Annotated in this window: 21 protein-coding genes; 12 read left to right on the top strand and 9 right to left on the bottom strand. The window is 63.1% G+C overall.

The annotated features are described in order from the left end of the window. The first annotated feature begins 9 nt into the window (after positions 1-9). Complete coding sequence (locus tag CGK93_RS06340) at positions 10-609, top strand: hypothetical protein (RefSeq protein WP_089594097.1); 600 nt, start codon at positions 10-12, stop codon at positions 607-609. Positions 610-693: 84 nt separating this feature from the next. After that, a complete protein-coding gene (locus CGK93_RS06335; RefSeq protein WP_089594096.1) occupies positions 694-1,803 on the top strand; it encodes a trypsin-like serine peptidase in 1,110 nt (369 codons plus the stop codon). A gap of 132 nt (positions 1,804-1,935) precedes the next feature. On the opposite strand, the gene purH is transcribed toward CGK93_RS06335, so the two are convergent. After that, positions 1,936-3,606 (bottom strand): bifunctional phosphoribosylaminoimidazolecarboxamide formyltransferase/IMP cyclohydrolase, encoded by a 1,671-nt coding sequence (gene purH, locus CGK93_RS06330; protein ID WP_089594095.1) that lies wholly within the window; start codon positions 3,604-3,606, stop codon positions 1,936-1,938. 119 nt (positions 3,607-3,725) lie between these two features. Here purH and CGK93_RS06325 point away from each other — a divergent pair, with 119 nt between their 5' ends. From CGK93_RS06325 to CGK93_RS06315, 3 genes are read left to right on the top strand one after another with little or no spacing between them, the layout of a single operon-like run. After that, positions 3,726-4,673, top strand: coding sequence for an N-acetylglucosamine kinase (locus tag CGK93_RS06325; protein WP_089594094.1), 948 nt, complete (start codon positions 3,726-3,728; stop codon positions 4,671-4,673). Next, the gene (murQ, locus tag CGK93_RS06320) at positions 4,648-5,598 is read left to right on the top strand and encodes an N-acetylmuramic acid 6-phosphate etherase (protein ID WP_089594093.1); all 951 of its coding nucleotides are present in this window, start codon (positions 4,648-4,650) and stop codon (positions 5,596-5,598) included. Before CGK93_RS06325 ends, murQ begins: the two co-directional genes overlap by 26 nt. A gap of 51 nt (positions 5,599-5,649) precedes the next feature. Further along, positions 5,650-7,002, top strand: coding sequence for an MFS transporter (locus tag CGK93_RS06315; RefSeq protein WP_089594092.1), 1,353 nt, complete (start codon positions 5,650-5,652; stop codon positions 7,000-7,002). A 57-nt stretch (positions 7,003-7,059) separates the two neighbouring features. Here CGK93_RS06315 and CGK93_RS06310 read toward each other — a convergent pair whose 3' ends face one another. Together CGK93_RS06310 and purN are read right to left on the bottom strand one after the other, a co-directional pair. Next, a complete protein-coding gene (locus CGK93_RS06310) occupies positions 7,060-7,995 on the bottom strand; it encodes a hypothetical protein (protein ID WP_089597238.1) in 936 nt (311 codons plus the stop codon). A 154-nt stretch (positions 7,996-8,149) separates the two neighbouring features. Further along, the gene (purN, locus tag CGK93_RS06305) at positions 8,150-8,719 is read right to left on the bottom strand and encodes a phosphoribosylglycinamide formyltransferase (RefSeq protein WP_089594091.1); all 570 of its coding nucleotides are present in this window, start codon (positions 8,717-8,719) and stop codon (positions 8,150-8,152) included. Positions 8,720-8,730: 11 nt separating this feature from the next. Between purN and CGK93_RS06300 the strand changes: the two genes are divergently transcribed. Further along, on the top strand, positions 8,731-9,180 hold the full coding sequence (locus CGK93_RS06300; RefSeq protein WP_089594090.1) for a hypothetical protein: 450 nt from the start codon (positions 8,731-8,733) through the stop codon (positions 9,178-9,180). Between the two features lie 44 nt (positions 9,181-9,224). On the opposite strand, the gene CGK93_RS06295 is transcribed toward CGK93_RS06300, so the two are convergent. The 4 genes from CGK93_RS06295 to CGK93_RS06280 all read right to left on the bottom strand — a co-directional run bounded on the left by CGK93_RS06295 (position 9,225) and on the right by CGK93_RS06280 (position 12,644). Beyond that, a complete protein-coding gene (locus CGK93_RS06295) occupies positions 9,225-10,556 on the bottom strand; it encodes a cell division protein PerM (protein ID WP_089594089.1) in 1,332 nt (443 codons plus the stop codon). Positions 10,557-11,213: 657 nt separating this feature from the next. Beyond that, positions 11,214-11,591, bottom strand: a complete 378-nt coding sequence (locus CGK93_RS06290; protein WP_089594088.1) for a hypothetical protein — start codon at positions 11,589-11,591, stop codon at positions 11,214-11,216. Further along, positions 11,588-11,998 carry a J domain-containing protein gene (locus CGK93_RS06285; protein ID WP_089594087.1) on the bottom strand — a complete coding sequence of 137 codons (411 nt, stop codon included), beginning with the start codon at positions 11,996-11,998 and terminating at the stop codon, positions 11,588-11,590. Before CGK93_RS06285 ends, CGK93_RS06290 begins: the two co-directional genes overlap by 4 nt. Positions 11,999-12,221: 223 nt before the next feature. After that, entirely contained in the window at positions 12,222-12,644 is a 423-nt protein-coding gene (locus tag CGK93_RS06280; protein ID WP_089594086.1) for an Hsp20/alpha crystallin family protein, read from the bottom strand. Between the two features lie 142 nt (positions 12,645-12,786). Here CGK93_RS06280 and CGK93_RS06275 point away from each other — a divergent pair, with 142 nt between their 5' ends. Continuing rightward, positions 12,787-13,218, top strand: a complete 432-nt coding sequence (locus tag CGK93_RS06275) for a MerR family transcriptional regulator (RefSeq protein WP_089594085.1) — start codon at positions 12,787-12,789, stop codon at positions 13,216-13,218. A 174-nt stretch (positions 13,219-13,392) separates the two neighbouring features. Continuing rightward, a complete protein-coding gene (locus CGK93_RS06270; protein ID WP_232481560.1) occupies positions 13,393-14,286 on the top strand; it encodes a hypothetical protein in 894 nt (297 codons plus the stop codon). 58 nt (positions 14,287-14,344) lie between these two features. Here the strand turns inward: CGK93_RS06270 and CGK93_RS06265 are convergent, their stop codons facing one another. Both CGK93_RS06265 and CGK93_RS06260 read right to left on the bottom strand, forming a co-directional pair. Further along, positions 14,345-16,228 (bottom strand): FG-GAP-like repeat-containing protein, encoded by a 1,884-nt coding sequence (locus tag CGK93_RS06265; RefSeq protein WP_089594083.1) that lies wholly within the window; start codon positions 16,226-16,228, stop codon positions 14,345-14,347. 68 nt (positions 16,229-16,296) lie between these two features. Then, positions 16,297-18,039, bottom strand: coding sequence for an FG-GAP-like repeat-containing protein (locus CGK93_RS06260; RefSeq protein ID WP_232481559.1), 1,743 nt, complete (start codon positions 18,037-18,039; stop codon positions 16,297-16,299). A gap of 310 nt (positions 18,040-18,349) precedes the next feature. Between CGK93_RS06260 and CGK93_RS06255 the strand changes: the two genes are divergently transcribed. The 4 genes from CGK93_RS06255 (at position 18,350) to CGK93_RS06240 (ending at position 22,356) form a co-directional block, all read left to right on the top strand. Then, positions 18,350-19,516: a glycosyltransferase family 4 protein gene (locus CGK93_RS06255; RefSeq protein ID WP_089594081.1), complete on the top strand. Its 1,167-nt coding sequence runs from the start codon at positions 18,350-18,352 to the stop codon at positions 19,514-19,516. After that, a complete protein-coding gene (locus CGK93_RS06250; RefSeq protein ID WP_089594080.1) occupies positions 19,513-20,907 on the top strand; it encodes a UDP-glucose dehydrogenase family protein in 1,395 nt (464 codons plus the stop codon). Before CGK93_RS06255 ends, CGK93_RS06250 begins: the two co-directional genes overlap by 4 nt. Before the next feature lie 23 nt (positions 20,908-20,930). Further along, positions 20,931-21,680 (top strand): tyrosine-protein phosphatase, encoded by a 750-nt coding sequence (locus CGK93_RS06245; protein ID WP_089594079.1) that lies wholly within the window; start codon positions 20,931-20,933, stop codon positions 21,678-21,680. A gap of 160 nt (positions 21,681-21,840) precedes the next feature. Next, entirely contained in the window at positions 21,841-22,356 is a 516-nt protein-coding gene (locus CGK93_RS06240) for a hypothetical protein (protein WP_089594078.1), read from the top strand.

Genomic DNA, 22,356 nt, shown 5'->3' with positions numbered 1-22,356 from the left:
AGTGAAGTCATGACCCGCATCATTCGACCCGCCTCCTTTGCTGCCTGGCTGACCGCCTCGACGGCCGGGATTCTCCTCGCGCTGACCGCTTGCGCTGTCCCTGCGCCGACGCCCCGGGAGACCATCCCGCACGACGCCGACACGGGCCAGACGATTGCCGAAGCCCGCGAGGCAATCGACGCCGTCCCCGGGATCTCGGTGACCGGCTTCGCCGGAGGAGGTCCCCCCAACGTGAAGGGCAACACCGGATACTCCGTACAGATAGCCATCGACCCCGGTTACACCGTTCTTTACGGCGATTTGTTGGTCGACTACATCGTCCGGAACGTTTGGTCTGTAGGCGAGGGTTACATGCCCAACACTCAGATTCAGATCAGCGCCCGAACCGCTGACGGGGAGCCGTTCTTCGACCTCTCCACTGCAGGCGTGGGATCAGCCTGGATGGGCGGACAGCCCTCGGCTCCTTCGCAGCACAACACCATCATCATCCCGCTCAGCGCCGACGATCCCGAGGGAGCGCGCAATCTATCCCTGCTCTCACAGGACGGTTCATGGCCTGGCGTCACACCCAAGCCCCTCCCTGGCAGAGTCACGGTCAAAGACCACTGACGGCCTCCTGCCACGGGCCGTCACTGGGATCACCAAAGGGACCGCGCCACTTGACGAGGAAGTGACACCAAATTATCACAAACTATGAAACATCTCTTTACAAACTTGTCATACGTTCGATACCTTCAATTCCGTCAGTCGGCGGTCGCCATCACTGGCCGCCTCACTCCCTCGATAGGTAGGAACAACGTGACGAAAACCAAGACCCTGGCCACAAGCCTGCTGAGTCTGTCCGCTGCCGCAATCCTGGCGCTGGTTGGAACCACCAGCGCCAACGCGGCACCGGCTCAGAACGCAGACTCCAGCGGCGCTGCGGTCAGCAGCCATGTAGTGTCGGACACCGGCGCTGCAGACTACTGGACGCCAGAGCGCATGAAGAATGCCAAGTCCGGCGAAATCCTCGCGGCCAAAGCACTTGACCGTGGCAAGCTCCTCAACCTCGGCAAAGCCCCGGTCACCGAAGCCCCGGGCGCCATCAGCAGCATCGCAGGCCAGCAGGCCACCACCGACTCCAAGACCATCGACCGCAAGGTCAACCAGAGCGAAACCCCCGTCAAGCACATCGGCAAGGTCTTCTTCACCCTGGGCGGCTCCAACTACGTCTGCTCCGGCAACTCCGTCACCTCAACCAACAAGAGCACGGTCTCCACTGCAGGCCACTGCCTCAACGAAGGCCCGGGCGCGTACGCCACCAACTTCGTGTTTGTCCCGGCTTACCTCAACGGTGCCGCGCCCTACGGGAAGTGGACGGCAAAGGCGCTGTACGCCCCCACCCAGTGGGCTTCCAACGGCAACATGCAGTACGACACCGCTTTCGCCGTGGTCAACACCCTCAACGGCCAGAAGCTCGCCGACGTCGTCGGGGCCTCCGGCGTCCAGTTCAACGCCGCCCGCGGCCTGAGCTACAAGGCTTTCGGCTACCCGGCAGGCTCGCCCTTCAACGGTGAATCGCTCAAGAGCTGCTCCGGCAAGGCCACCAACGATCCCTACAACCCGCAGTTCAACAGCCAGGGAATCCCCTGCAACATGACTGGTGGGTCCTCGGGCGGCCCGTGGTTCATCGGCACCAGCTCCTCCGGCTACCAGAACTCCGTAAACAGCTACGGATACGGCAGCAACTCCACCTCCATGTACGGCCCGTACTGGGGCACCGTGATCCAGTCCACCTACAACACCGCAGCAGCGGCTTCGTAACGCTCCTGAATTGCCACTCACGTCCCTGTTAAGTATGTGCGGATAAAGCACGACGGCGGCCGTCCCCTCCCGGGGGCGGCCGCCGTTGCGTTGTGGTGCTTTGCGCCTGGGCGCTAGCGGACTCTCCCTGTTCTAGTGGAAGAAGTGGCGTGCGCCGGTGAAGTACATCGTGATGCCGGCAGCGTTGGCCGCGGCGATGACTTCCTCGTCGCGGACGGAACCGCCCGGCTGGACGACGGCGCGGACACCGGCGTCGATCAGGATCTGCAGGCCGTCAGCGAACGGGAAGAACGCGTCCGAGGATGCAACGGCGCCGCGGGCGCGCTCAGGTGCGTCGCTACCGTTGGTGTTGGACGCGCCGCCCGCACCTTCGACGTCGGACTCTACCTGCACGCCCAGCGTGTTGGCGCGCTCGACGGCCAGGCGGCAGGAGTCCAGGCGGTTGACCTGGCCCATGCCGATGCCCACGGCTGCACCGTGGTTGGCGATGAGGATGGCGTTGGACTTGGCAGCGCGGCAAGCGGTCCAGGCAAAGGCGAGGTCCGCGAGCGTTGCTTCGTCGGCGGCCTCGCCGGCAGCGAGGGTCCAGTTGGCGGGGTTGTCGCCGTCGGCATCCACCTTGTCGCTCATCTGGACCAGGACGCCGCCGGACACCTGGCGCATCTCGGACGGGTAGCGGCCGTAGCCCTCGGGCAGGGCGAGGAGGCGGATGTTCTTCTTCTTGGAGAGGATCTCCACGGCTTCGGGCTCGAAGTCCGGGGCGATGACAACCTCGGTGAAGATGTCGGCAACCGTGCGGGCCATGCCGGCGGTGACGGTGCGGTTCGCAGCGATGACGCCGCCGAAGGCGGAAACGGGGTCGCAGGCGTGGGCCTTGGCGTGGGCGTCGGCGATCGGGTCTGCAGCGTCGGCGGAACCGACAGCTACGCCGCACGGGTTGGCGTGCTTGATGATCGCAACGGCCGGCTCGGCGAAGTCGAAGGCGGCGCGGAGGGCGGCATCGGCGTCGACGAAGTTGTTGTAGCTCATGGCCTTGCCGTGCAGCTGGTCAGCCTGGGCGATGCCGGCCGGAGCAGCCTTGTCCACGTAGAGAGCCGCCTGCTGGTGCGGGTTTTCGCCGTAGCGAAGGACCTCGGAGCGTTCCAGGGACAGACCGGCGTAGGCGGGCCAGTCGATGATGCCGTCGCCGTCTTCGTCCAGGAACTGGCTGGCGGTCCAGGAGGCAACAGCGTTGTCGTAGCTGGCCGTGTGCGCGAAGGCCTTGGCAGCCAGGCGGCGGCGGGTGTTCAGGTCGAAGCCGCCTTCCTGTGCTGCGGCAACCACTGCGCCGTAGAAGTTGGGGTCCGTGACAATGGCGACGGCGGCGTGGTTCTTCGCGGCCGAACGCACCATCGCGGGGCCTCCGATGTCGATCTGCTCAACAACGTCATCCTGCGCTGCGCCGGACTTCACGGTCTCGACGAACGGGTACAGGTTTACCACCACGAGGTCGAAGGTCTCGATCTCCATGCCCGCCAGGGTGTCCATGTGGGACGGGACGCGACGGTCGGCCAGGATGCCGCCGTGCACGCGCGGGTGCAGGGTCTTGACGCGGCCGTCCAGCATTTCCGGGGAGCCGGTGACTTCTTCGACTTCCTTGACCGGGATGCCTGCGGCGGCGATCTTCTTGGCGGTGGAGCCGGTGGAAACAATGGCGACGCCGGCTGCGTGCAGGCCCTTCGCGAGCTCCTCCAGTCCCGTCTTGTCGTAAACCGAGATCAGTGCACGGCGGATGGGAACACGGTCAAGCTGCGTCAAGCTCACAAAAGTCTCCGTCTTAGTTCGCGTAGATATCGCGGGTGGTGTCGCGGGTGTGGGATACGGAGAGTTTATCGCGTTTCGTGGTTGGTCCCGTTTTGCGTCCCGCAACATAGGGTTGATCCATGGAAGCCACCGAGGTTGTTCTTGTTGCCGATGTAGGGAAGAGCCGTTGCCGCGTGGAGCTGCGCAGCGGCGGCGAGTTGCTGGGCGCGGCCGATCAGCACGGCTTTCCCGGCGTACACGTGGACAACGGGCCCACGCTGGCCTTCGAGCTGCTCCTCGAGACGGTCAGCTTGTTGCCGCCCGGCCTCCCCGTCAGCACGCTGACAGGAATCGGCGCCGCAGTGGCCGGCGTCGAAGCATCCGCCGAAAAGTCCCAGGAACTCGCCACCATGTTGGCCCAGAGATTCAGTGTCCCCGCAGCCGTCCTTTCCGACGCGACGGCCGCACAGCTCGGTGCTCTCCAGGGAGCTCCGGGCACCACGCTCATCGTAGGTACCGGCGCCGTGGCCTTCCGTTTCGACGAAACCGGAGTCCTGCACCGGGCCGACGGCTGGGGGCCCTACCTTGGTGATCGCGGGAGCGGGCGATGGATCGGCCAGCAAGGTCTTCAGGCAGTTCTTGAAGCGCACGACGGCGGCCCCGCCACATCGTTGTCGGCTGCGGCGGGCGCTCTGGTCGAGTCGCCGGACATGCTCCCGGGCTGGCTCGCTGCCAACGAAAACCCCTACCGGGCGATGGCCCGGTTCGCGCCGCTGGTTCTGCACGCAGCGGAGGCGGGTGACGCCGTCGCACATGACATCATCGGCGAGGCGTGCCGCATTCTGACCCACACGGTGAAGCTCGCGTCCGGTGGTGAGCGCAGCAGTTCGCCGCGCGTGGCGCTCCTGGGCGGAGTGGTGGGATCGGAGTTCTTCGCGGCGCTCTTGCGGAAGTCCCTCGCTTCGGCTGGGATTGAGGTGGTGGCGCCACTCGGCGATGGCTTGGATGGTGCTGCCCTCGCTGCGACGCGCCGCGGGCTCATCCAGGAAAGGTACATCCACCGTGACGGAACAAACTGGCCCGACTGACGCCGACAAACTTGCGGGCCTGCGCACGGAACTCGCCGGGTTGGCGACCGAGGCCACTGCCGAGGGTTTGGACAATCTGGACATCCTGGGCACTGAAGAACTCGTTTCCGCGATGCTTGCCCACAGTGCAGGAGTACATGCTGCCGTTGAGGCTGCGAGCCCGGCGATCGTTCAAACGGTCGACGCCGTTGCGGAGCGACTCCAGCGCGGCGGGCGCCTTCTGTATGTGGGAGCGGGAACGGCCGGACGGTTGGGCGTGCTCGACGCGAGCGAGTGCCCGCCGACGTTCGGCACCCCGCCGGGTCTCGTCGTCGGACTTATTGCGGGCGGAGTTCAGGCCATCCAGAAACCCGTTGAGTATGCCGAGGACAACGCAACGGCCGGCGCGCGCGACCTTCATGACATCAACGTGACGGAAGCCGACGCCGTCGTGGGTATTACCGCCTCCGGCAGGACGCCGTACGTGATCGGTGCGCTGGAAGAAGCGCGGAAACGGGGTGCGTTTACGGCGTCGCTGGCGTGCAACAAGGGCTCGGCCGTGAGTCACCTGGCGGACGCGGCGATTGAGGTTGTTGTAGGTCCGGAGTTTATTGCGGGCTCGACCAGGCTGAACTCGGGTACCGCCCAGAAACTTGTCCTCAACATGATCAGCACGTTGGTGATGGTAAAGCTCGGCAAGACCTACGGGAACCTGATGGTGGACCTGCGTGCCACGAACGAGAAGCTCTTGGCCCGTTCGCAACGGACGGTCCAGCACGCCACCGGAGTGTCGGCCCAGGAAGCTGCCACTGCTTTGGACTCTGTTGGCGGTTCCGTGAAGGCGGCCATTTTGGTGCTCCTGACAGGTATCGGGGCTGGTCAGGCCAAGGGTGCCTTGGAAGAGGCCGGTGGTTTCCTGCGGCGGGCCATCGAGAACCAGAAGTAACGCGGACTTCCGCTCCGTGCACAGCGCATAAAGTTGCATGCAGGAGGCCCAATGAATACATACACAGCCGTGCCCAGCGGCGAGCAAGTTGTGCAGGAACTGCCATGGCGGTGGAAGGTCCAAGGACGGATTTTCCTGATCGGCGGGCTCGGGTTCATGTTCGACGCCTGGGATGTCACGCTCAACGGCATCCTGATTCCGCTGCTGTCCAAGCACTGGTCGCTGCAACCGACTGACGCTGCGTGGATCGGCACGGCCAACCTGATCGGCATGGCCGTGGGTGCGTTCGCGTGGGGCACCATCGCTGACACCATTGGCCGCAAGAAAGCCTTCACGGCGACCCTCCTGATTTTCAGCATCTTCACGGTCCTGGGTGCTTTTGCGCCGGACATCGTGTGGTTCTGCATCTTCCGCTTCATGGCCGGCTTCGGCCTGGGCGGCTGCATCCCCGTGGATTACGCGCTGGTGGGTGAGTTCACGCCCCGCAAACAACGCGGCAAGGTGCTGACGGCCATGGACGGGTGGTGGCCGATCGGTGCGGCGCTCTGTGGATTCGTCTCCGCCGGTCTTGTTGCTGCGTTCGGCGATTGGCGGCTCACGATGCTCATCATGGTGTTACCCGCATTGCTCGTTTTCTGGGTTCGGCGTTCGGTGCCGGAATCTCCGCTGTTCTTGATTCGAGCGGGTAGACGGCAAGAGGCGGCGGCGGTGATTGACGGTTTGGTGGAAGCCACCGGGGCTTCACCCAGGGCCTACAGCTTGCCTGAACCGCAGGCCGCTCCGCGCCTCTCCCCCGGCAGCGCATGGGCGCAGCTGCGCGGGATCTGGCAGTTCAATTGGAAGATTACGACCGCTGCCTGGGCCCTGTTCTTCAGCATCCTGTTGGTCTATTACTTGTCGCTCACGTGGATGCCGCGCATTCTTATCGGCGCCGGATTCGAGGAGTACAAGGCGTTCGTCACGACGGCGAGCATGGCCGCCGTCGGACTTCTGGGCGTGGTGGTCGCAGCGCTGCTGGTGGAGCGGGTGGGACGCAAGTGGATCCTTGCCATCACTGGTCCGTTGTCCGCGCTGACCCTGGTGATCGTGGCGTTCGTGGTGGATGTGCCTTCTGCTGCTGTCTTCTGGCTGCTGGTGTTCGGCTTCGTGGTCCAGGTGGCCATTCCGGTCCTGTACGCCTACGTGTCCGAGCTGTATCCAACCGAGCTTCGCGGCTCCGGCTTCGGCTGGGCTTCGACGTTCTCCCGCATCGGCGCCGGCTTCGGCCCGCTGGTGTTTGCCTCGTTCTTCTGGCCCGAGTTCGGGTTGGCGCAGTCGTTCGCGATGGCTGGCGGCCTGGTGCTGCTGTCTGTGCTGTGGATGGCGTTCTTCGCCCCGGAAACGAAGCAGCGCGTGCTCTCCTAACCCAACTAGGTAACAGTAAACGTCCCATTGAGCGCTCAGTGGGACGTTTACTGTTACCTAGTCGGGAGCCCAGCCGCGTTGTTCGAGCGCCCTGCGCACTTTGGCCACGGCGGACCTCGCGTCGTTGCCCATGTGCCGTTTTGAGATCCTCACCAAGGTCCATCCTGCGCGGCTGAAGTCTTCCTCACGGGCTATGTCCCGGACAATCTGCTCCGGACCTGAATGACCCTCACCTTCGTATTCCACGGCAATGCGCTGTTCGCGATACGCCAGGTCCGGTTGACGTACGACGCCGGGACTCAGTTCCGTGGGCACGTTGATTTCCGCTGTGGGCAGCCCAGCCCTGTTCAGCGCCAGCCTAAGTCGCGTTTCGGGTGCGGAGTCGGCACCCACGCAAGCTTGTTCCAAGGCGAGGCGGGCCTTTCGGATACCCGGTGTCCCCCAGTGCCGGTCAAGCATCTCTTCGAGCTCATCCATGGTGCAATACGGGGAACTGCGTCCTTCAAATTCCGGCTTGGGCACACGCAACAGATGGTCAGCCACGACAGTGATCTCGTCAATATCCATTTTCCGGGCACAGTCCAGCCATGTCCGAGCTCGGCTGGTGATGTACATTCCATCCAAAGTGGTGATCTCGTCTTCGAAGAACTGTCCCCTATGCCCGATCACGCCCCGGCGGCGCGGGATTCCGACGGTGTCAGGTCGCGAAATGTGAATACCCGGCTCATGGCTGCGTGGGAGGAATCCGGGAAACCCCCAAAGAAGGAACGCCGTCGCATGCGAAGCCGCGGAGAACGGTGTGACCAACGTCAAGGGTCTGGCGCGATCGGTCAACTGCAACTCGACAACGGAGCCGGGTAGATATATCTGACGGCTTGGCGAGTCCAGATCCCGGTAACGCAGTCGCCCAACTGACACTCCGGCGTCGAGCGCTTCCTGCCTTGTAAAGGGCTTCGAAGTGAGGTCTGCCGGGAGCGGCCGCGGGATCTTCATCAGCCCATGCTGGCAAATGTGCCGGGAGCGTGGGGCGTTATCCACAGCCTTTCGTTCCTGCCACCCAACTAGGTAACAGCAAACGCTCTACTCAGGGCTGAGTGGAACACTTGCTGTTACTCAGTTGGGTGGGGACCTACATGGGTGGGGCGCGCTACGCGGGGGCGGCGGCCAGGTCCCCCAGGGTCTGGACCAGCAGGCGGCGCTCCACTACCTTGATGCGCTCGTGCAGGGTTTCCTCGGAGTCCTCCGGAAGCACGGCAACGGCTTCCTGCGCAATGATGGGCCCGGTGTCCACGCCGGCGTCGGCCCAGTGAACGGTGCAGCCCGTGACCTTCACGCCGTACGCAATGGCATCGCGAACTCCGTGGGCGCCCGGGAAGGACGGGAGCAGCGCGGGGTGTGTGTTGACGTACTTGCCGTCGAAAGCGTTGATGAAGTCTTCGCTGACGATCCGCATGAACCCGGAGGACACCACGACGTCCGGCGAGTAGGACAGCACCTTGTCGCGCAGGGCGGTGTCCCATTCAGCACGGGTTTCAAACGAGTTGAAGTTGACCACGAACGTCTCAATGCCGGCCTCGTCGGAGCGCTCCACGCCGTACGTGTCGGGGCGGTCGGCGCCCACAGCGGCGATCTCGACATCCAGTTCACCCGACTTCACGGCGTCGATGACTGCCTGAAGATTGGAACCGGTACCGGAGACGAGGACAACAATGCGCATTGCACTAGCTTATGGGCGGCTCGCGTAGGCTGGAAAACATGAATCCCGACGTCGGTCCCAAGCCGAGCCAGCAACCCCGCTCCGAGGCCGAAAAGTCCGCCCTCGGCAAGACCCAGATCCTGTTCCGCGCCTTCCTTCTGACGGCGTTGGGTGCGTTCTTCGTGTTCTCCCTGAACGTGAACTACGTGTGGTTGAGCGCCATTCTGACGCTCGCGGGTATGGTGCTGGGGATCGTCGTCCTTGTACGCACGCTGAAGTACAAGCACCCGCGCCTGATTCTCTTCGGGACAATCTCAGGCCTGGTTGTCACGGCCGTGATGTGCCTGCTCATCCTGACGTCGGTGCTCTTCTTCAGTCAGGTCAGCACGTACCAGGATTGCTCACGCGGGGCGCTGACGGAATCCGCCAAGTCGCAGTGCCTGACGCAGCTCGAGAACTCCATGCCGGGACCGCTGCGCTAAGCCCGTTCGCTGAAGTAGCCCAGCGTCAGCGAAAGAGGACCCGCTCAGGCGTGTTCGTCGTCGTACGCTGCTTCGTCGAGGTTCGCCTCGCGCTGCTTCTGGCTGCGTTCCAGCCACGGCCCCACTGCGTAGCCAATCACGACGCCGATACCCACTTCCGCGGCCAGCCAGACTGCCGTCCACAGCGGGTGGGGTCCGATTTCCGTGAGCCGCCCAATCCCGGCCGAACCGCGGGAGATCCACGCCAAGGCCCCGCCGAGGAGCCCCGCAACGGCGCCAATGAACGCACCGAGGAACAGGGTTGACACGGCGGCTGTGAACCATCGGGCTTTGATCTTGATGGAGAGCCACTCGTCAAAGTGGTTCTCGCCTTCGCGGAGGAACCACCAGCCCGCCATGATGCCGGCGACAACGGGCAGCGCGAGGGCCATGGCGCCGGCGTCGAGCTGTCCTGCAGGGAGGGCGCCGAGGACCGGGACGGCCGGGAGCGGTCCGACCGCCGTGCCCAGGGGACCCGCCGTGGAGCCGACGCCGAGCGAGAAGCCCGCGCCGGTGGACCATGAAAGCGCGAAAATGACGAGGTTCGGCAGGAAGCCCAGCTGCGCGATGGTGAGCACGGCTCCGCCGAGGGCGCCGGCCTGGATGCCTTCGTAAACGGCGATGATGTCCGTCCAGTGCCACACGATGGTGACGGCCAGCAGCACCGCGGCCAAAGAGACCGAAGCCATGGCCGCGACGAACCCGGCCTTCAGCGCTGAGCCCACGTAGGAGCCCGCCCAGCGCGAATGCTGGCTGGTTTTAGCGAGCCAGGCGACGGCGTCGACGCCGATCAGTCGGCTCCACGATCCGGCCTCTCGTCGGGCGCCCACGATCATGCCAAGGCCGAAGGAAATCAGGGGGATGGTCATGGCGAACCAGAGGTTGATGACTACTTCAGGGGTGCGGCACACGAACCCGGTGGCGGCCCCGAACGCCGCGTACACAACGAAGGCGCCGAGGAATGCCTGCCACAGTTGGTCCGTGTAGGAGGCCCGGGCGAGCCGACGACCCGCGCGCCACGCAAGCAGGAACGGGATGAGCGTCAACCCCAGCGGAATGAGGGACAACAGACCCGACCCCGGTTGGGCTGCAGTACCGATATTGACCTGCGCCAGCTCCAGCGGAACACCATGGATCAGCAGCCAAGCCTGGCCGCCCAAACGGGCGAGGGAGTCGACGTTCCGGTCCTGGAAACCGTCGGTTGCCCACACTCCCACCAGCGGCAACACCACAACGATGGCCGAAATGAACGCTGCCTGCGCCGCTTCCAAACCACCCTGCAGCCAAAGGGGCATCGGGAGGCCACGGTTTCCGGTCTGATCAGCGCGCAGTTTCATCGTGATCTATCGTGCCACGGCAGGCCGCTCCCACCCTGCAGGCGCCCCTGAATTACCGCGAATTCCAGCGCTTTTTCCACGAAGCCGCCGTAAAATGGGAGGTGTTCTCCCGGGGCGCGGAGACCTCACCGACCACCTCAGCTCCGCCCCACCTGCACAGACTTTGCAAGGCCCGGAAACAATCGAAGCCGGGAACTAGGAGCGGCCAATGGATAGGTGTCACAACTCATAACAGAAAGTCGTACTAGCAGCTGGTGCAGTCGCCATCGGATTCTCTCCATAGGCTGCACCAGCCTTCTTTTCTCCCCCACCTTGCGCCGAGGGGCGACGTCTCGGCACTTTGGGGCTCGCTTAATGCCGAGAGCTAGCCCCTCGCGATAGGAACCTACGACGCCGGGTGGCCAGGTTGAGCGCGTACCCCACCCCGCCGAGGGGCGACATCTCGGCACTTTGAGTCGCTATTACCGCCGAGCCACCCGTCGAGGGGCGACATCTCAACACTTTGAGGTCCAACTTAGCGCCGAGAGCTAACCCCTCGCGAACCAACGCACGACGGCGGGTGGCCAGCTCAAGCGCGTACCCCACCCGCCGAGGGGCGACACCTCGGCACTTCGAGGCCTCTCTTTTGTGCCGAGAGCCAACCCCTCGCGGGCGCCGCTAAAGCTGGGGCCCGTAGATGAACTCCTTGGCGTGGTTGACGGCCTTCTTGAAAGCGTCGTTCCTGAGTGTTACGTGCTCACCGCTGGCCCCTGTATGTGGTTCCACGAACGTGGTGGGACCAGGGCGGAGCATCCAGATGTCTCCGGCTGGTGGGAGGTAGAACACGCCGAATGACCGATGCTCGGGGTCGTCGGTCCAGATGGGCACCACGGCAACCGCAGCGCCGGTGTCCGGGTTGATCCACTGGGCACGGGGCATCGGCTGTTCGTGGACCTCAGGGTCCAGGAATGGCGCCGTTCCCCTCCCCCAGCGTTTCTCGAACCGTTCGTAGAACGCGGGAATGATGTGGCCGTCGTAGGGACGCCAGGCACTCATGAGTGGCTCCTTGGTGTTCTGTGGATTCGAAACGAAGGTTCCCAACGGGTTGGACCAAACGACAACGGCGGCTGCTCCCGGTCCCCCTCGGCAGACGCGGCAGACGCTGCCGGTTGGTGCCGGTGAACCCTTACCTTCACCGGCGTTCCGGCAGCCCGGCCGGGTATGCCGGACCGCGCACGATCGTAAGCCGCCCGCTTCCCTGGGTCCGACAAAACGACGTACGCCTGCATGATGGTGTGCAGTTCCTGGAGGTCGGCCGCAGAGGTGGTGTCGCCGTCGTCGACCTTTTGGCGTGTGTCAGGGTGGTGGGTCCGAAGCAGCGTGCGGTAGGCGCGCGTGATCTCACGGGTCGTCGCGTCCGGCGATACGTGAAGTGTGGCGTAGTGGTCAGGTTGGGTACTCACTGCTGGTTCCGGTTTCTGCTGCGGATTTGGAGATGGCCCCCGGCTGAACCGGGGGCCATCACTCGGGAGTCGACGTCGGGGGCCGCTTTCTTGTGCGCTGATAAACGCTGTGACGTGGCGCGAAGCCTGCGCCCAACTATTCCGATGCGGCCGCTTCTGTCGTTCCCGGTCCGGCGTCCGCTGGTCAACCACCCCGGGTGAGCCTTCCAGCGGACGGACGGGATCAGGCGTTGATCTCCTGCCTCTGCCCGCTGGAGGTGATCTCGATGCGCCGCGGCTTGGCCTTCTCGGCGACGGGGATCCGGAGTGTCAGGACACCGGCGTCATAGTTGGCCTGGATGCCGTCGGTATCCAGGGTGTCGCCGAGGATGAGCTGGCGGCTGAAGACACCTTGGGGGCGTTCGGCGGCGATCATCTCGGTGTTCTCACCCGCGGGCGACTTGCGTTCGGCCTTGACCGTGAGGACATTCCGTTCAACATCCAGATCCACGGTCTCCGGATCGACCCCTGGCAAGTCGAAGGCAACAACAAATTGTCCGTCCTCCTGCCATGCATCCATCGGCATTCCGGCCGGGCGTGCTGTTGTGCCAAAAACCTGTTGGGCGAGCCTGTCGAATTCGCGGAACGGGTCAGTGCGCATCAGCATTTGGTTCTCACTCCTTTGATCTTGATGCTGATTCTGTTGTTCGTACCAGCTTCTTGATCTATATCAGCTGGTATAGATTTTTTATAACACCGGTGACAGAGTAGATGCAAGTACTTGTTCGGAAGAATTTTGGAGGTCTTTGATGGCAGCTTCGGATGGCACGACTGCCGCTGAAGAGTACGACGGCGGCTTGGCTGCTTCCGGGGCGGACGGCACCTCTGATGGTGGCCGGGACGCCCGCGGAATCTATGCAATCTCGGTGGCGGCGGAACTGGTCGGCACGGGGCAGCAGAACATCAGGCAGTACGAGCGCAAAGGGCTACTCACTCCGGAAAGAACCGACGGCGGCACCCGGCGCTACAGCGAGAGCAACCTTGCGACCCTTCGAAGGATCGGCGTGTTGCTGGATGAAGGCTTGAACCTGGCCGGAGTGAAGCTGGTGCTTGAACTGGAGGCGGAGAATCGGGGGCTGACGGAGGACAACCGCGGGCTGGTTGACGACAACCGGGAGTTACGGGCCGATAACCGTGGGTTGCGGAAGGATCTGAAGCGGGCGCGGGGTGACGATGCCTAACGTCCCTGAATCAGGCGACCGTGAGACTCAAGCTTCGAGAAACGAGAACACAATCCTTTTGCAGTATAAATGGAAGCCGGGCATCACATAAGGAAAAGGACTCGTAGCACTAAGTTATTGAAACGCAATTTATGGAATCGTGCCTAAAGTGTTTGGCTCTGCAATAGTGATGCCATGACAACTCCAGAGCTTCCGGGGGACGGCTCACAGCAGCCTTACCCTCATCCCCAACAACCTCAGTATGCGCAAGGCACAGGTGCCCCGCCATACAACCTCCCCGCACCGCCGACGAATACGAAGAAACAGCTAAACGTGGTCGGCCTTATTGCGCTCATAACAGCCGTGCTCGGGTTTATTTTTGCTTGCGTTCCAGGCGCCCTGATAGTCGGCTGGGTCTTGCTGCCCATCGCATTCATCTTGGCTATCGTCTCCCTTTTCCTGAAGGACAAAGCCAAATGGATGGGAGTCACAGCTCTGATCACGTCCGTAGTCGGCACGGTTGTTGGAGTGGTCGTCTTTACTGCCGTTGTGGCGACCTCATTTGACAACTCCTTTGGCAGCGGCGATACGACAGTTGTAGAGCCTTCCAAGGATGGAGCCACTGACAGCGGAGCCAAAACCGACACAGCTGCGAATGCCGGAACTCGAGAAAACCCATATCCCATCGGCTCGGTCATCGAGTCAAAGGATTGGCGCGTTGTCATTAACTCGGTCACGCTGGCCGCAACGGACGCAGTAGTGGCCGCCAATCAATTCAACAAAGCACCGGTTGCCGGCTCGGAGTACATCCTGGTCAATTACTCGGCGACCTACACAGGTGAAGATGCCAACGGTCAAATGCCGGTCTTCGTTTCAGTCGACTATGTCACTTCCGACGGAAATACTGTCGACGGCACCAAATCCTTTACAGTTGCCCCCGAATCAATCGACAACATGAGCACGCTGTACAAGGGCGCTACCGCGACAGGAAACAAGGCTTTTGAGGTCCCCACTGCGACCGCTGGACAAGGCGTGCTGGCAGTTCGGGCGGGAATGTTCGGCGACAAAGTCTTTGTAGCCACGAAGTAGATTATGGAACGGCAGACCCCCGGCAGCGTGAATCGCGGCCGGGGGTTTTCCTCTTACCTCAAAGAATCGCAGTCATGCCGTTCCAGCCCTGGCCAATGACACTCCCAATGGGCCATTTGGCACCGCCACTGCCGGAGAAGAGCCACAATGCGCCGGACGAATCCCGCGCCATGATGTCGGCTTTTCGATCACCGCTGAAGTCACCTGTCGCGAAAAGTGCCGTCATGCCGTTCCAACCCTGACCATATTGGACCTGAGGCAACCAGCCGCCTGCACCGTTGCCGGGGTAGAGCCAGAGACGACCAGCTGAATCCCGTGCCATAACGTCCGAAGCCCCGTCGGTGTTGAAGTCACCGACGCCCACGATGTCGGGCATTGATGACCACCCAGAGCCAATCTGCACCCGAGGCATCCAGCCACCCTTTCCATTTCCGGGGTAGAGCCACAGGGTGCCGCCGGAGTCGCGGGCAGCAACGTCAAGATGACCATCCCCGCCGAAATCGCCAACTCCGGTGATCGCCGACATAGCGTTCCAACCGGCACCAACTTGCACGCGCGGCATCCACCCGCCGGAACTGTTTCCCCCGTACAACCACAAAACGCCAGACGTATCCCGGGCAAGTATGTCGGAGTGCCCGTCGCCGTTGAAGTCGCCCGGAGCCACGATGGCCGTCATGACGTTCCAGCCCTGACCGACCTGCCGCCGGTCGAGCCATCCGGCTGCACCGTCACCTGGATAGAGCCACAGCACGCCGGAACCATCACGGGCCAGCACGTCAGCGGCCCGGTCGCCGTTGAAGTCGTTCTTCACCGGCAAAGGATCGGCGGGATCAAGGACGGTTACTGAAGAACTTCCCTTGTTAGCCACGTACGCCGTACCTGTGTACTCGTGGACGGCCACGGCTACCGGTTGAGCTCCAGTTCGAACCACAGTGGAGGTGTTGGAGGAGTCGATGACGGATACACCTCCGCCGCCCAACGTTGCGTATGTTCGGTGGCGCGTGGAATCCACTGCCAATGCGGTGGGCCGGCTTGGCAAGCTGACTTGGGCGATCTTGGTAGCTGATGCAGGGTTGATGAGAAGAATCGAAGAGTTGCCCGCCGCACCCAACGCTTCTACATAGAGGGTGTCCGTCCAGTAGTCGATTGCGAGCTTCCCGAATTTTTCACTTCCGCGAAACGTGTTGACTGCGTGGTTGGACTCATCAACGCGCCCGACTTCGCTGTACGAGGTCCCCACGAGAGTTTGATACACAGCGTTGGTTCGAGTGTTGATGGCGTGATTGACAACATTTCCCGCACCAGAAACGTAGACGGTCTTCTCATTCGTCTGTCCATCGATAATGGTGTGGACACCGTCGGTAGTTACAAAGACCCTATTCTTTGAGGAATCAACTACAACGCTCCGCGGAGTCGCGGTGTAGTACGGAATGTCCACAGTTGAATGTCCAGTCCATGGGTCGATGACAGTAATGCCGTTTCCATACGCGGCATAGACCTTCCATGTGACTTGGTTGACCGCCACGAGGCGGGGATCAGGCCCGGTTTTGACTTTGCCGGCAAGCGTCGCCCCCTCAACGATGGCTATCGATCCATCGGCACCGGCTTTGCCGGCAACGCTGACATAGGCGGTGCTGCTTCCGAGGGTCGCTACACCTTGGGCGACGCCCCCGACGTCGACTGTGGTCACCTTTCGAGTATCGGCATCAATGACAGAGACCCCACTGCTGGTAGCCACATAGACATCCCCGTTGCCGGCCACAGCAATGTCATTTGGCGCTGTACCCACGGCGATATCAAACGACGTCGAGTCAGCCTTCGCAGGCGACCCGACCAACAACGAAACGGCCAGCGCACCCACAACGGCAAGAGCCGCCGTCGCACGCTTTCGACCCAACTTCTTCAACCCGGACACAGCAGAACCGGACGCGACAGAACCCAAGGGGACCCCCAAGAAAATGAGACGCGACTGCCGCGTCGATGAGCGGAGTCTACAGCCTGTGATGTGAACTACAGAATCGCCGTCATCCCGCCCCACCCCGTGCCAACGCGGGAAGCCGTGGGCCATGCCGCGCCCCCACTGCCGGCGTACAGCCACAGCTCGCCGGCGGCGTTCCGGGCCAGGATGTCGGCATTTCCGTCGCCGTTGAAGTCACCCGGGCCAACCAGGGAGTTCATGACGTTCCAGCCCTGCCCGATGACGCGCTGCTGCTGCCAGCTGCCGTATCCATTCGGCGGGTAGAGCCAGAGAGCGCCGGAGCTGTCGCGGGCAACGAGGTCGGAGACGCCGTCGGTGTTAAAGTCGCCGACGCCGGTGATCTCGGACATGCCGTTCCAACCCGTGCCTACTTGGATGGCAGACAGCCAGCCGCCGGCGCCGTTCCCCCGGTACACCATCAACACGCCCGAGGCCGTTCGAGCTGCGATGTCCACATGGGAGTCGCCGTTGAAGTCCCCTACAGATTCAATGGCCGTCATTCCGGACCACCCCATGCCGACCTGAACACGGGCAAGCCATCCACCCGCACCGTTGCCCCGGTAGAGCCAGAGCAGCCCGCCGGTGTCACGTGCCAGGACGTCAGCGTAGCCATCACCGTTGAAGTCGCCAGGAGCAATCAGGGCATTCATGACGTTCCAGCCTTGGCCCACCTGGACACGAGGCAGCCAGCCACCGGAGCCGTCGCCGGGGTAGAGCCACAGCACGCCCGAAGCTTCCCGGGCCAGGACATCAGCAAAGCCGTCACCGTTGAAGTCGTTCTTGACCGGCGGCTCAACGTTTGCGTCGATGATGCCCACGGATGCCCGCAAGTAACTGACCACGTAGACCTTGTCCGTGGCGGTGTTGACGCCTGCGGCTACGGGCTCGTTGCCTGTGTACACGGTGTAATTGGTGTTGTTTTGCCCGTTGATGACGGTAGTGCCGCCGCCGTAAGTGGCAGCGTAGATCTTGTTGTTGGTGGGGTTGACCACTAGCTCGTTGACGCGGGTAGTCGTCCCGATGGTGGCGATCTCGGCGTTGGTTGAGCCGTTGAAGACCTTCACACCGCCAGCAGTTGACGGCCCGTCCACTGCAACATAAATCCGGTTGGTGGCGGTGTTAGCAGCAACGAGGCCGAGTTGGCTGGACGATGCGAGAGTTGCGTCGATAGTGTCGCTGGCTCCGTCGATGACCAGGAGTTTGGAACCCGGATTCGCAACAGTCGACGCGTAAACCTTATTGGTCACAGTGTTCACGGCCACGCTGAGGATGGGGCTCCCGCTCGGGGCGATGGTTCCCGTCACGAAGCCGCCGGCTCCAATGACCTTGATGGTTCCGTTGGAAATGACGTAGGCCTTCCCCGTCACGGGGTTCACCACGATGTCCTGCGCTCCTCCGGAGAGCGGCACGAAGGTGGTGGCCAGGGTGGCACCGTCAACGATGGTGACGCCACCTTTGACGCCTACATAGATCTTGTTGGTGGTCTCGTTAACGGACACGGTGTAGGGCTGGTCGCCCACTGTAACTGAGGCTTTGACGAGCTCCGTGGCCCCGTCCACCACTGCTACTGTTCCGCCGATCAGGCTTGCATAGACCGTGTTGGTGACGGTGTTGACGTCGACGTCCCACGGCATGTCACCGGTGTTTACGGTGCCGCTGGCGACGGCGCCATTGATGACGGAAACGCCTTCGAAGGAAGCCACGTAGGCCTTGTTCGTCACGGGGTTGACGGCGATATTCCCCGGGCGTTCGCCGACCGGAACAAAATCAGTCACGGCATCAGCAACAGCCGGCGTAGCATTCAGGCTCAAAGGCCCGGACAACAGAGCCAGCCCCAACCCGACGGCGACCATACCCGCCGCTGCCCGGCGCCGTCGTCGTACGTTTACTCCCCCAAGCGCGCGCGAATTATCCCCAGCAGCAACCATGGCAAGACCCCCAGAACTTTCGACGCCCAGCACGTCGGATACCGGAAGTCTACGCGGGCGCTCGGACAAAACAGAGAACCACCTGTTAACCAACTCTTCCTCCACAGGCCACCCGTTCTAACCCGCCCCGCCAACCGCCCAGACGACCGTTGAAAGCGTGAGGATCGCAATCGTCGCCGAATCATTCCTGCCATTGATGAATGGGGTAACCCACTCCATCCTGCGGGTGCTGGAGCATCTGCAGGAGCGCGGGGATGAGGTGATGGTGATCGCGCCGTCGACGTCGGACACTGATGTTTCGAGCGTCGAGAAGGGTGCGTATGTGCACCGGCTTCCTTCGGTGCCGCTGGCCGGTTACACGAATGTGCGGGTTGCGTTGGGTGGTGTGAATCGGGTCAAGCGAATCCTTGCCGATTTCTCCCCCGATGTTGTTCATCTCGCCTCCCCGTTCGTCCTCGGCTGGCGCGCCGTGCAGGCCGCCCACCAACTCGGCATCCCGACTGTGGCGATCTACCAAACCGAGGTTCCCAGCTACGCCGCCCGCTATGGCGTGCCGTTCCTGGAGAACTGGGCCTGGAACCGCGTGGACAACATCCACCTCCTGGCCACACGAACCCTTGTGCCCTCCACGTTCGCGCTGAACCAGTTGCGCGGACGCGGCATCCTGCGCGTGGACATGTGGCGTCGCGGTGTGGATACCGCGCGCTTCAACCCCGCCAAACGTTCGACGGCGTGGCGCAGCTCAGTAGCGCCCGACGGTCACCGGATCCTCGGCTACGTCGGCCGACTCGCTGTGGAAAAGCAGGTGGAGGATCTTGCCGTGCTGGCTGATCTGCCCAACACGAAGCTGGTGATTGTGGGTGACGGCCCGCAGCGTGCGGCCCTTGAAGCTGCGCTGCCGGACGCTGTATTTACGGGTTTCCTCGGCGGGGATGCACTGGCTGAGGCGGTCGCGGGCTTTGACCTCTTCGTCCATCCCGGCGAGTTTGAAACCTTCTGCCAGACCATCCAGGAAGCTATGGCATCGGGCGTTCCTGTCGTGGCTACTGGACGCGGCGGTCCCTTGGACCTCGTCGAAAACTCCCGAACCGGCTGGCTGTACGAGCCCGGAAACCTCAGCCAACTCAGGGACTACGTCCAGGACTTGATGGGCGACGACGCCAAGCGCCGCGCGTTCGCAACGGCAGCAACCGCCTCGGTCCAGGGGCGGACGTGGCCTGTGCTCAGCGCCGACCTGGTCCGGCACTACACCGAAGTCATCGCCTCCTTCTCCCGCGAAAACGGGCCCACAGAACTTACCTCAAGCAAAGGACCCTCTTCATGAAGATTTCCGTGATCGGCTGCGGCTACCTCGGCGCGGTCCATGCAGCAACGCTCGCTTCGATGGGCCACAGTGTGGTGGGCATCGACGTCGATTCCTCCAAGGTTGAACAGCTCAACAAAGCTGTGGCGCCGTTCCATGAACCGGGTTTGGACGAGCTCCTCCAGGACGGCCGCACCACCGGCCGCCTCGTGTTCACCACCGATTTCTCCGCCGCTGGCGATGCCCAGGTGCACTTCCTCTGCGTGGGTACCCCGCAGTCCAAGACCTCTGACACGGCCGACCTCTCCTACCTCATGGGCGCTACGAAGAGCCTCCTGCCGCACCTGGCCAAGGGTGCCGCCGTCGTGGGTAAATCGACGGTGCCGGTAGGCACGGTGGAAACGCTCCGCGCGGTCCTGGCCCGACGCTCCGACGTACTGCTCGGCTGGAACCCAGAGTTCCTGCGCCAGGGCACGGCGGTCAAGGATTCGTTGGTTCCCGATCGTCTGGTTTACGGCGTCCCGGGCGGCAAGGGCGCCGCTGCCGGCGCCCCGGTCACCGCGGTGCTGGATGCCGTGTACGAGCCGCTCATCAGCGCCGGCATCCCGCGGCTCGTCTGCAATTTCGCGACCGCGGAACTCATCAAGTCGGCGTCGAACGCGTTCCTGGCCACCAAGGTCAGCTTCATCAACGCGATGGCAGAGCTGTGCGACGCGTCGGGCGCTGACGTGAGCGAGCTCAGCGAGGCGATGGGCCTGGACCCACGCATCGGCAATCGATACCTGCACGCCGGGCTCGGGTTCGGTGGCGGCTGCCTGCCCAAGGACATCCGGTCGTTCCGTGCGCAGGCCCGCGAGCTGTCCGTCCCGTCCGTGGACGAGTGGATGGCCCTGGTTGATTCGGTGAACCTGGACCAGCGTTCCCGCGCTGTGGAGGTTGCCCGCGAGATGTGCCGCGGCTTCCTGTCCGGCCGCACGGTGACCATCCTGGGCGCAGCGTTCAAGCCCGACACCGACGACATCCGCGACTCCCCCGCCCTGGACGTCGCCCAACAACTCGCTGCCGCGGGCGCTCACGTCACCGTCACCGACCCCAAAGCCATCAACAACGCCTGGATCCGCTACCCGCAAATCCGCTTCGAAGCCGACACCAAACGCGCCCTCGAAGGCGCCGAACTGGTGCTGCTGCTCACCGAATGGGACGAATACGTTTCGCTGTCGCCTTCCGTTGTGGGGTCGCTCGTACGACGCCGGATGGTGCTGGACGCTCGCAACGTCCTGGACGCTGAGGCCTGGCGGAGTGCCGGGTGGACGGTCCGCGGGTTGGGGACGGGGGCGTCGGTGGTGGCTGAGGAGCGGGGCGAGGGTGCCGCTGCGACGCGTGTCGGCGGGAAGAAGCACGCGCGGGCGTAAGCCCCCTTTGCTTTACTTGGGGCATGGAAGAGTCTGGCAGGAAGGACCGCGCCCTCAGGGTTGAGGGTCTCGTCAACGCCCGTGATCTCGGCGGTTTGGAACGTGCTGACGGAACCCTGACGCCGCACGGGGTGTTTTTCCGGAGCGACAACGTGGACCGGATAAACCCCGACGGGTGGAAGCAAATCCATGACGCAGGGATACGAACCGTCGTGGATCTTCGCCAACCGCAGGAACGTGAACGAGACACCCGGAAACGCCCAACCTGGCTCACCACGATCAACGTGGACCTCGACGGTCTTGAGAACACCGAGTTCTGGGCGGGCTACTGGGACAACGGCTTGGTGGGCACCGCACTGTATTTCCTGCCGCACCTCAATGAAATGCCCGAACGAGCCGGGGCGGCTATCTCAGCCGTACTCAACGCGCCGCCGGGCGGCGTCCTCTTTCATTGCATGGGTGGCAGGGACAGGACCGGAATTGTTGCCATGATTCTGCTGTCGGCTGCGAACGCCAGTACCGAGGAAATCGTTGATGACTACCTCGAAACTGTCAGGCTGGGCGACGTCCGCGCTGCCAGCAGCAACAGAAACAACGCCGAATCCCTACTCAACGAACTCTGCGAGCGCCACGGGACCACCACCGAAGGAGCCTTCCGGACGGCTTTGGCCGGGTTCGACCTGCACGGCTTCATCGAAGCCGCGGACCTACCCGAAAGTGACCGCGCCACTCTTGCCACCTGGCGCGGCAACATCCTGGAGCTCGGTTGCTAGTCGCCGGGCCAGTTGACGCCAGATCAGCGGCTCCGTACCGCGGATCGAAAAGCGAAGCTCGACGGCCCGGGCCAATGGTCTTGTGGTCCCCCACCGTCAGGCGGACAATGTCTCCCACGGCAGACCTCCGAGTCTGTTCGATTCTCACCAAGGGGGCACCATGGGAGAGCTTGGCACGGACATCCCACTGGGCGAGACACGTGATGTGAGCACTGAACTGGCCCGGCTGATGATCGAGCGGGCCGCCCCGGATGAATTGCTCACCTTCGACGAAGTCGCCGACGAGTATTACTCGGATCCCGAATCCACTCTGAACCCGGCCAAAAATGATGAGGCCGTCGGTTTCGGCCTGGAGCTGGCCTTGCTGGCGCCTTTTGCCCTCGCCGTGGCCCAGTTCATCATCGGTTTCCTCGGTGACTTGCTCCGCGACGTGGCCAAGGACGCGGTGAAGGACGCCGCCAAACCAGCAGTGACGGGAGCCGTTCGCAGGGTGTTGCGGCTGGGCCCCCCGCAGGATTCCACCAACGCAGCGATCGAACTCACTGTGGAGCAGCGCGACCGCGTCTTCGCCGCCGCCACAGAGCAGTCCAAGCGTCTAGGCCTCGACGAAACCAAGGCAGATCTGCTGGGAAACGCAATCCTCGGGGTCCTCAGCAGGTCGAGTTCCAACCCTTAG

The organism is Arthrobacter sp. YN (genome assembly GCF_002224285.1).
GTDB lineage: Bacteria > Actinomycetota > Actinomycetes > Actinomycetales > Micrococcaceae > Arthrobacter.
The sequence above is the reverse complement of the archived record's forward strand: the minus strand, read 5'-3'. Positions and strand labels throughout refer to the sequence as shown.

Excerpts from the sequence above, each read along its gene's own strand:
- CGK93_RS06340 (WP_089594097.1), top strand. The coding sequence starts at position 10 with ATGACCCGCATCATTCGACCCGCCTCCTTTGCTGCCTGGCTGACCGCC.
- CGK93_RS06335 (WP_089594096.1), top strand. The coding sequence starts at position 694 with ATGAAACATCTCTTTACAAACTTGTCATACGTTCGATACCTTCAATTC.
- CGK93_RS06325 (WP_089594094.1), top strand. The coding sequence starts at position 3,726 with ATGGAAGCCACCGAGGTTGTTCTTGTTGCCGATGTAGGGAAGAGCCGT.
- CGK93_RS06315 (WP_089594092.1), top strand. The coding sequence starts at position 5,650 with ATGAATACATACACAGCCGTGCCCAGCGGCGAGCAAGTTGTGCAGGAA.
- CGK93_RS06310 (WP_089597238.1), bottom strand. The coding sequence starts at position 7,995 with ATGAAGATCCCGCGGCCGCTCCCGGCAGACCTCACTTCGAAGCCCTTT.
- purN (WP_089594091.1), bottom strand. The coding sequence starts at position 8,719 with ATGCGCATTGTTGTCCTCGTCTCCGGTACCGGTTCCAATCTTCAGGCA.
- CGK93_RS06300 (WP_089594090.1), top strand. The coding sequence starts at position 8,731 with ATGGGCGGCTCGCGTAGGCTGGAAAACATGAATCCCGACGTCGGTCCC.
- CGK93_RS06295 (WP_089594089.1), bottom strand. The coding sequence starts at position 10,556 with ATGAAACTGCGCGCTGATCAGACCGGAAACCGTGGCCTCCCGATGCCC.
- CGK93_RS06290 (WP_089594088.1), bottom strand. The coding sequence starts at position 11,591 with ATGAGTGCCTGGCGTCCCTACGACGGCCACATCATTCCCGCGTTCTAC.
- CGK93_RS06280 (WP_089594086.1), bottom strand. The coding sequence starts at position 12,644 with ATGCTGATGCGCACTGACCCGTTCCGCGAATTCGACAGGCTCGCCCAA.
- CGK93_RS06275 (WP_089594085.1), top strand. The coding sequence starts at position 12,787 with ATGGCAGCTTCGGATGGCACGACTGCCGCTGAAGAGTACGACGGCGGC.
- CGK93_RS06270 (WP_232481560.1), top strand. The coding sequence starts at position 13,393 with ATGACAACTCCAGAGCTTCCGGGGGACGGCTCACAGCAGCCTTACCCT.
- CGK93_RS06250 (WP_089594080.1), top strand. The coding sequence starts at position 19,513 with ATGAAGATTTCCGTGATCGGCTGCGGCTACCTCGGCGCGGTCCATGCA.
- CGK93_RS06245 (WP_089594079.1), top strand. The coding sequence starts at position 20,931 with ATGGAAGAGTCTGGCAGGAAGGACCGCGCCCTCAGGGTTGAGGGTCTC.
- CGK93_RS06240 (WP_089594078.1), top strand. The coding sequence starts at position 21,841 with ATGGGAGAGCTTGGCACGGACATCCCACTGGGCGAGACACGTGATGTG.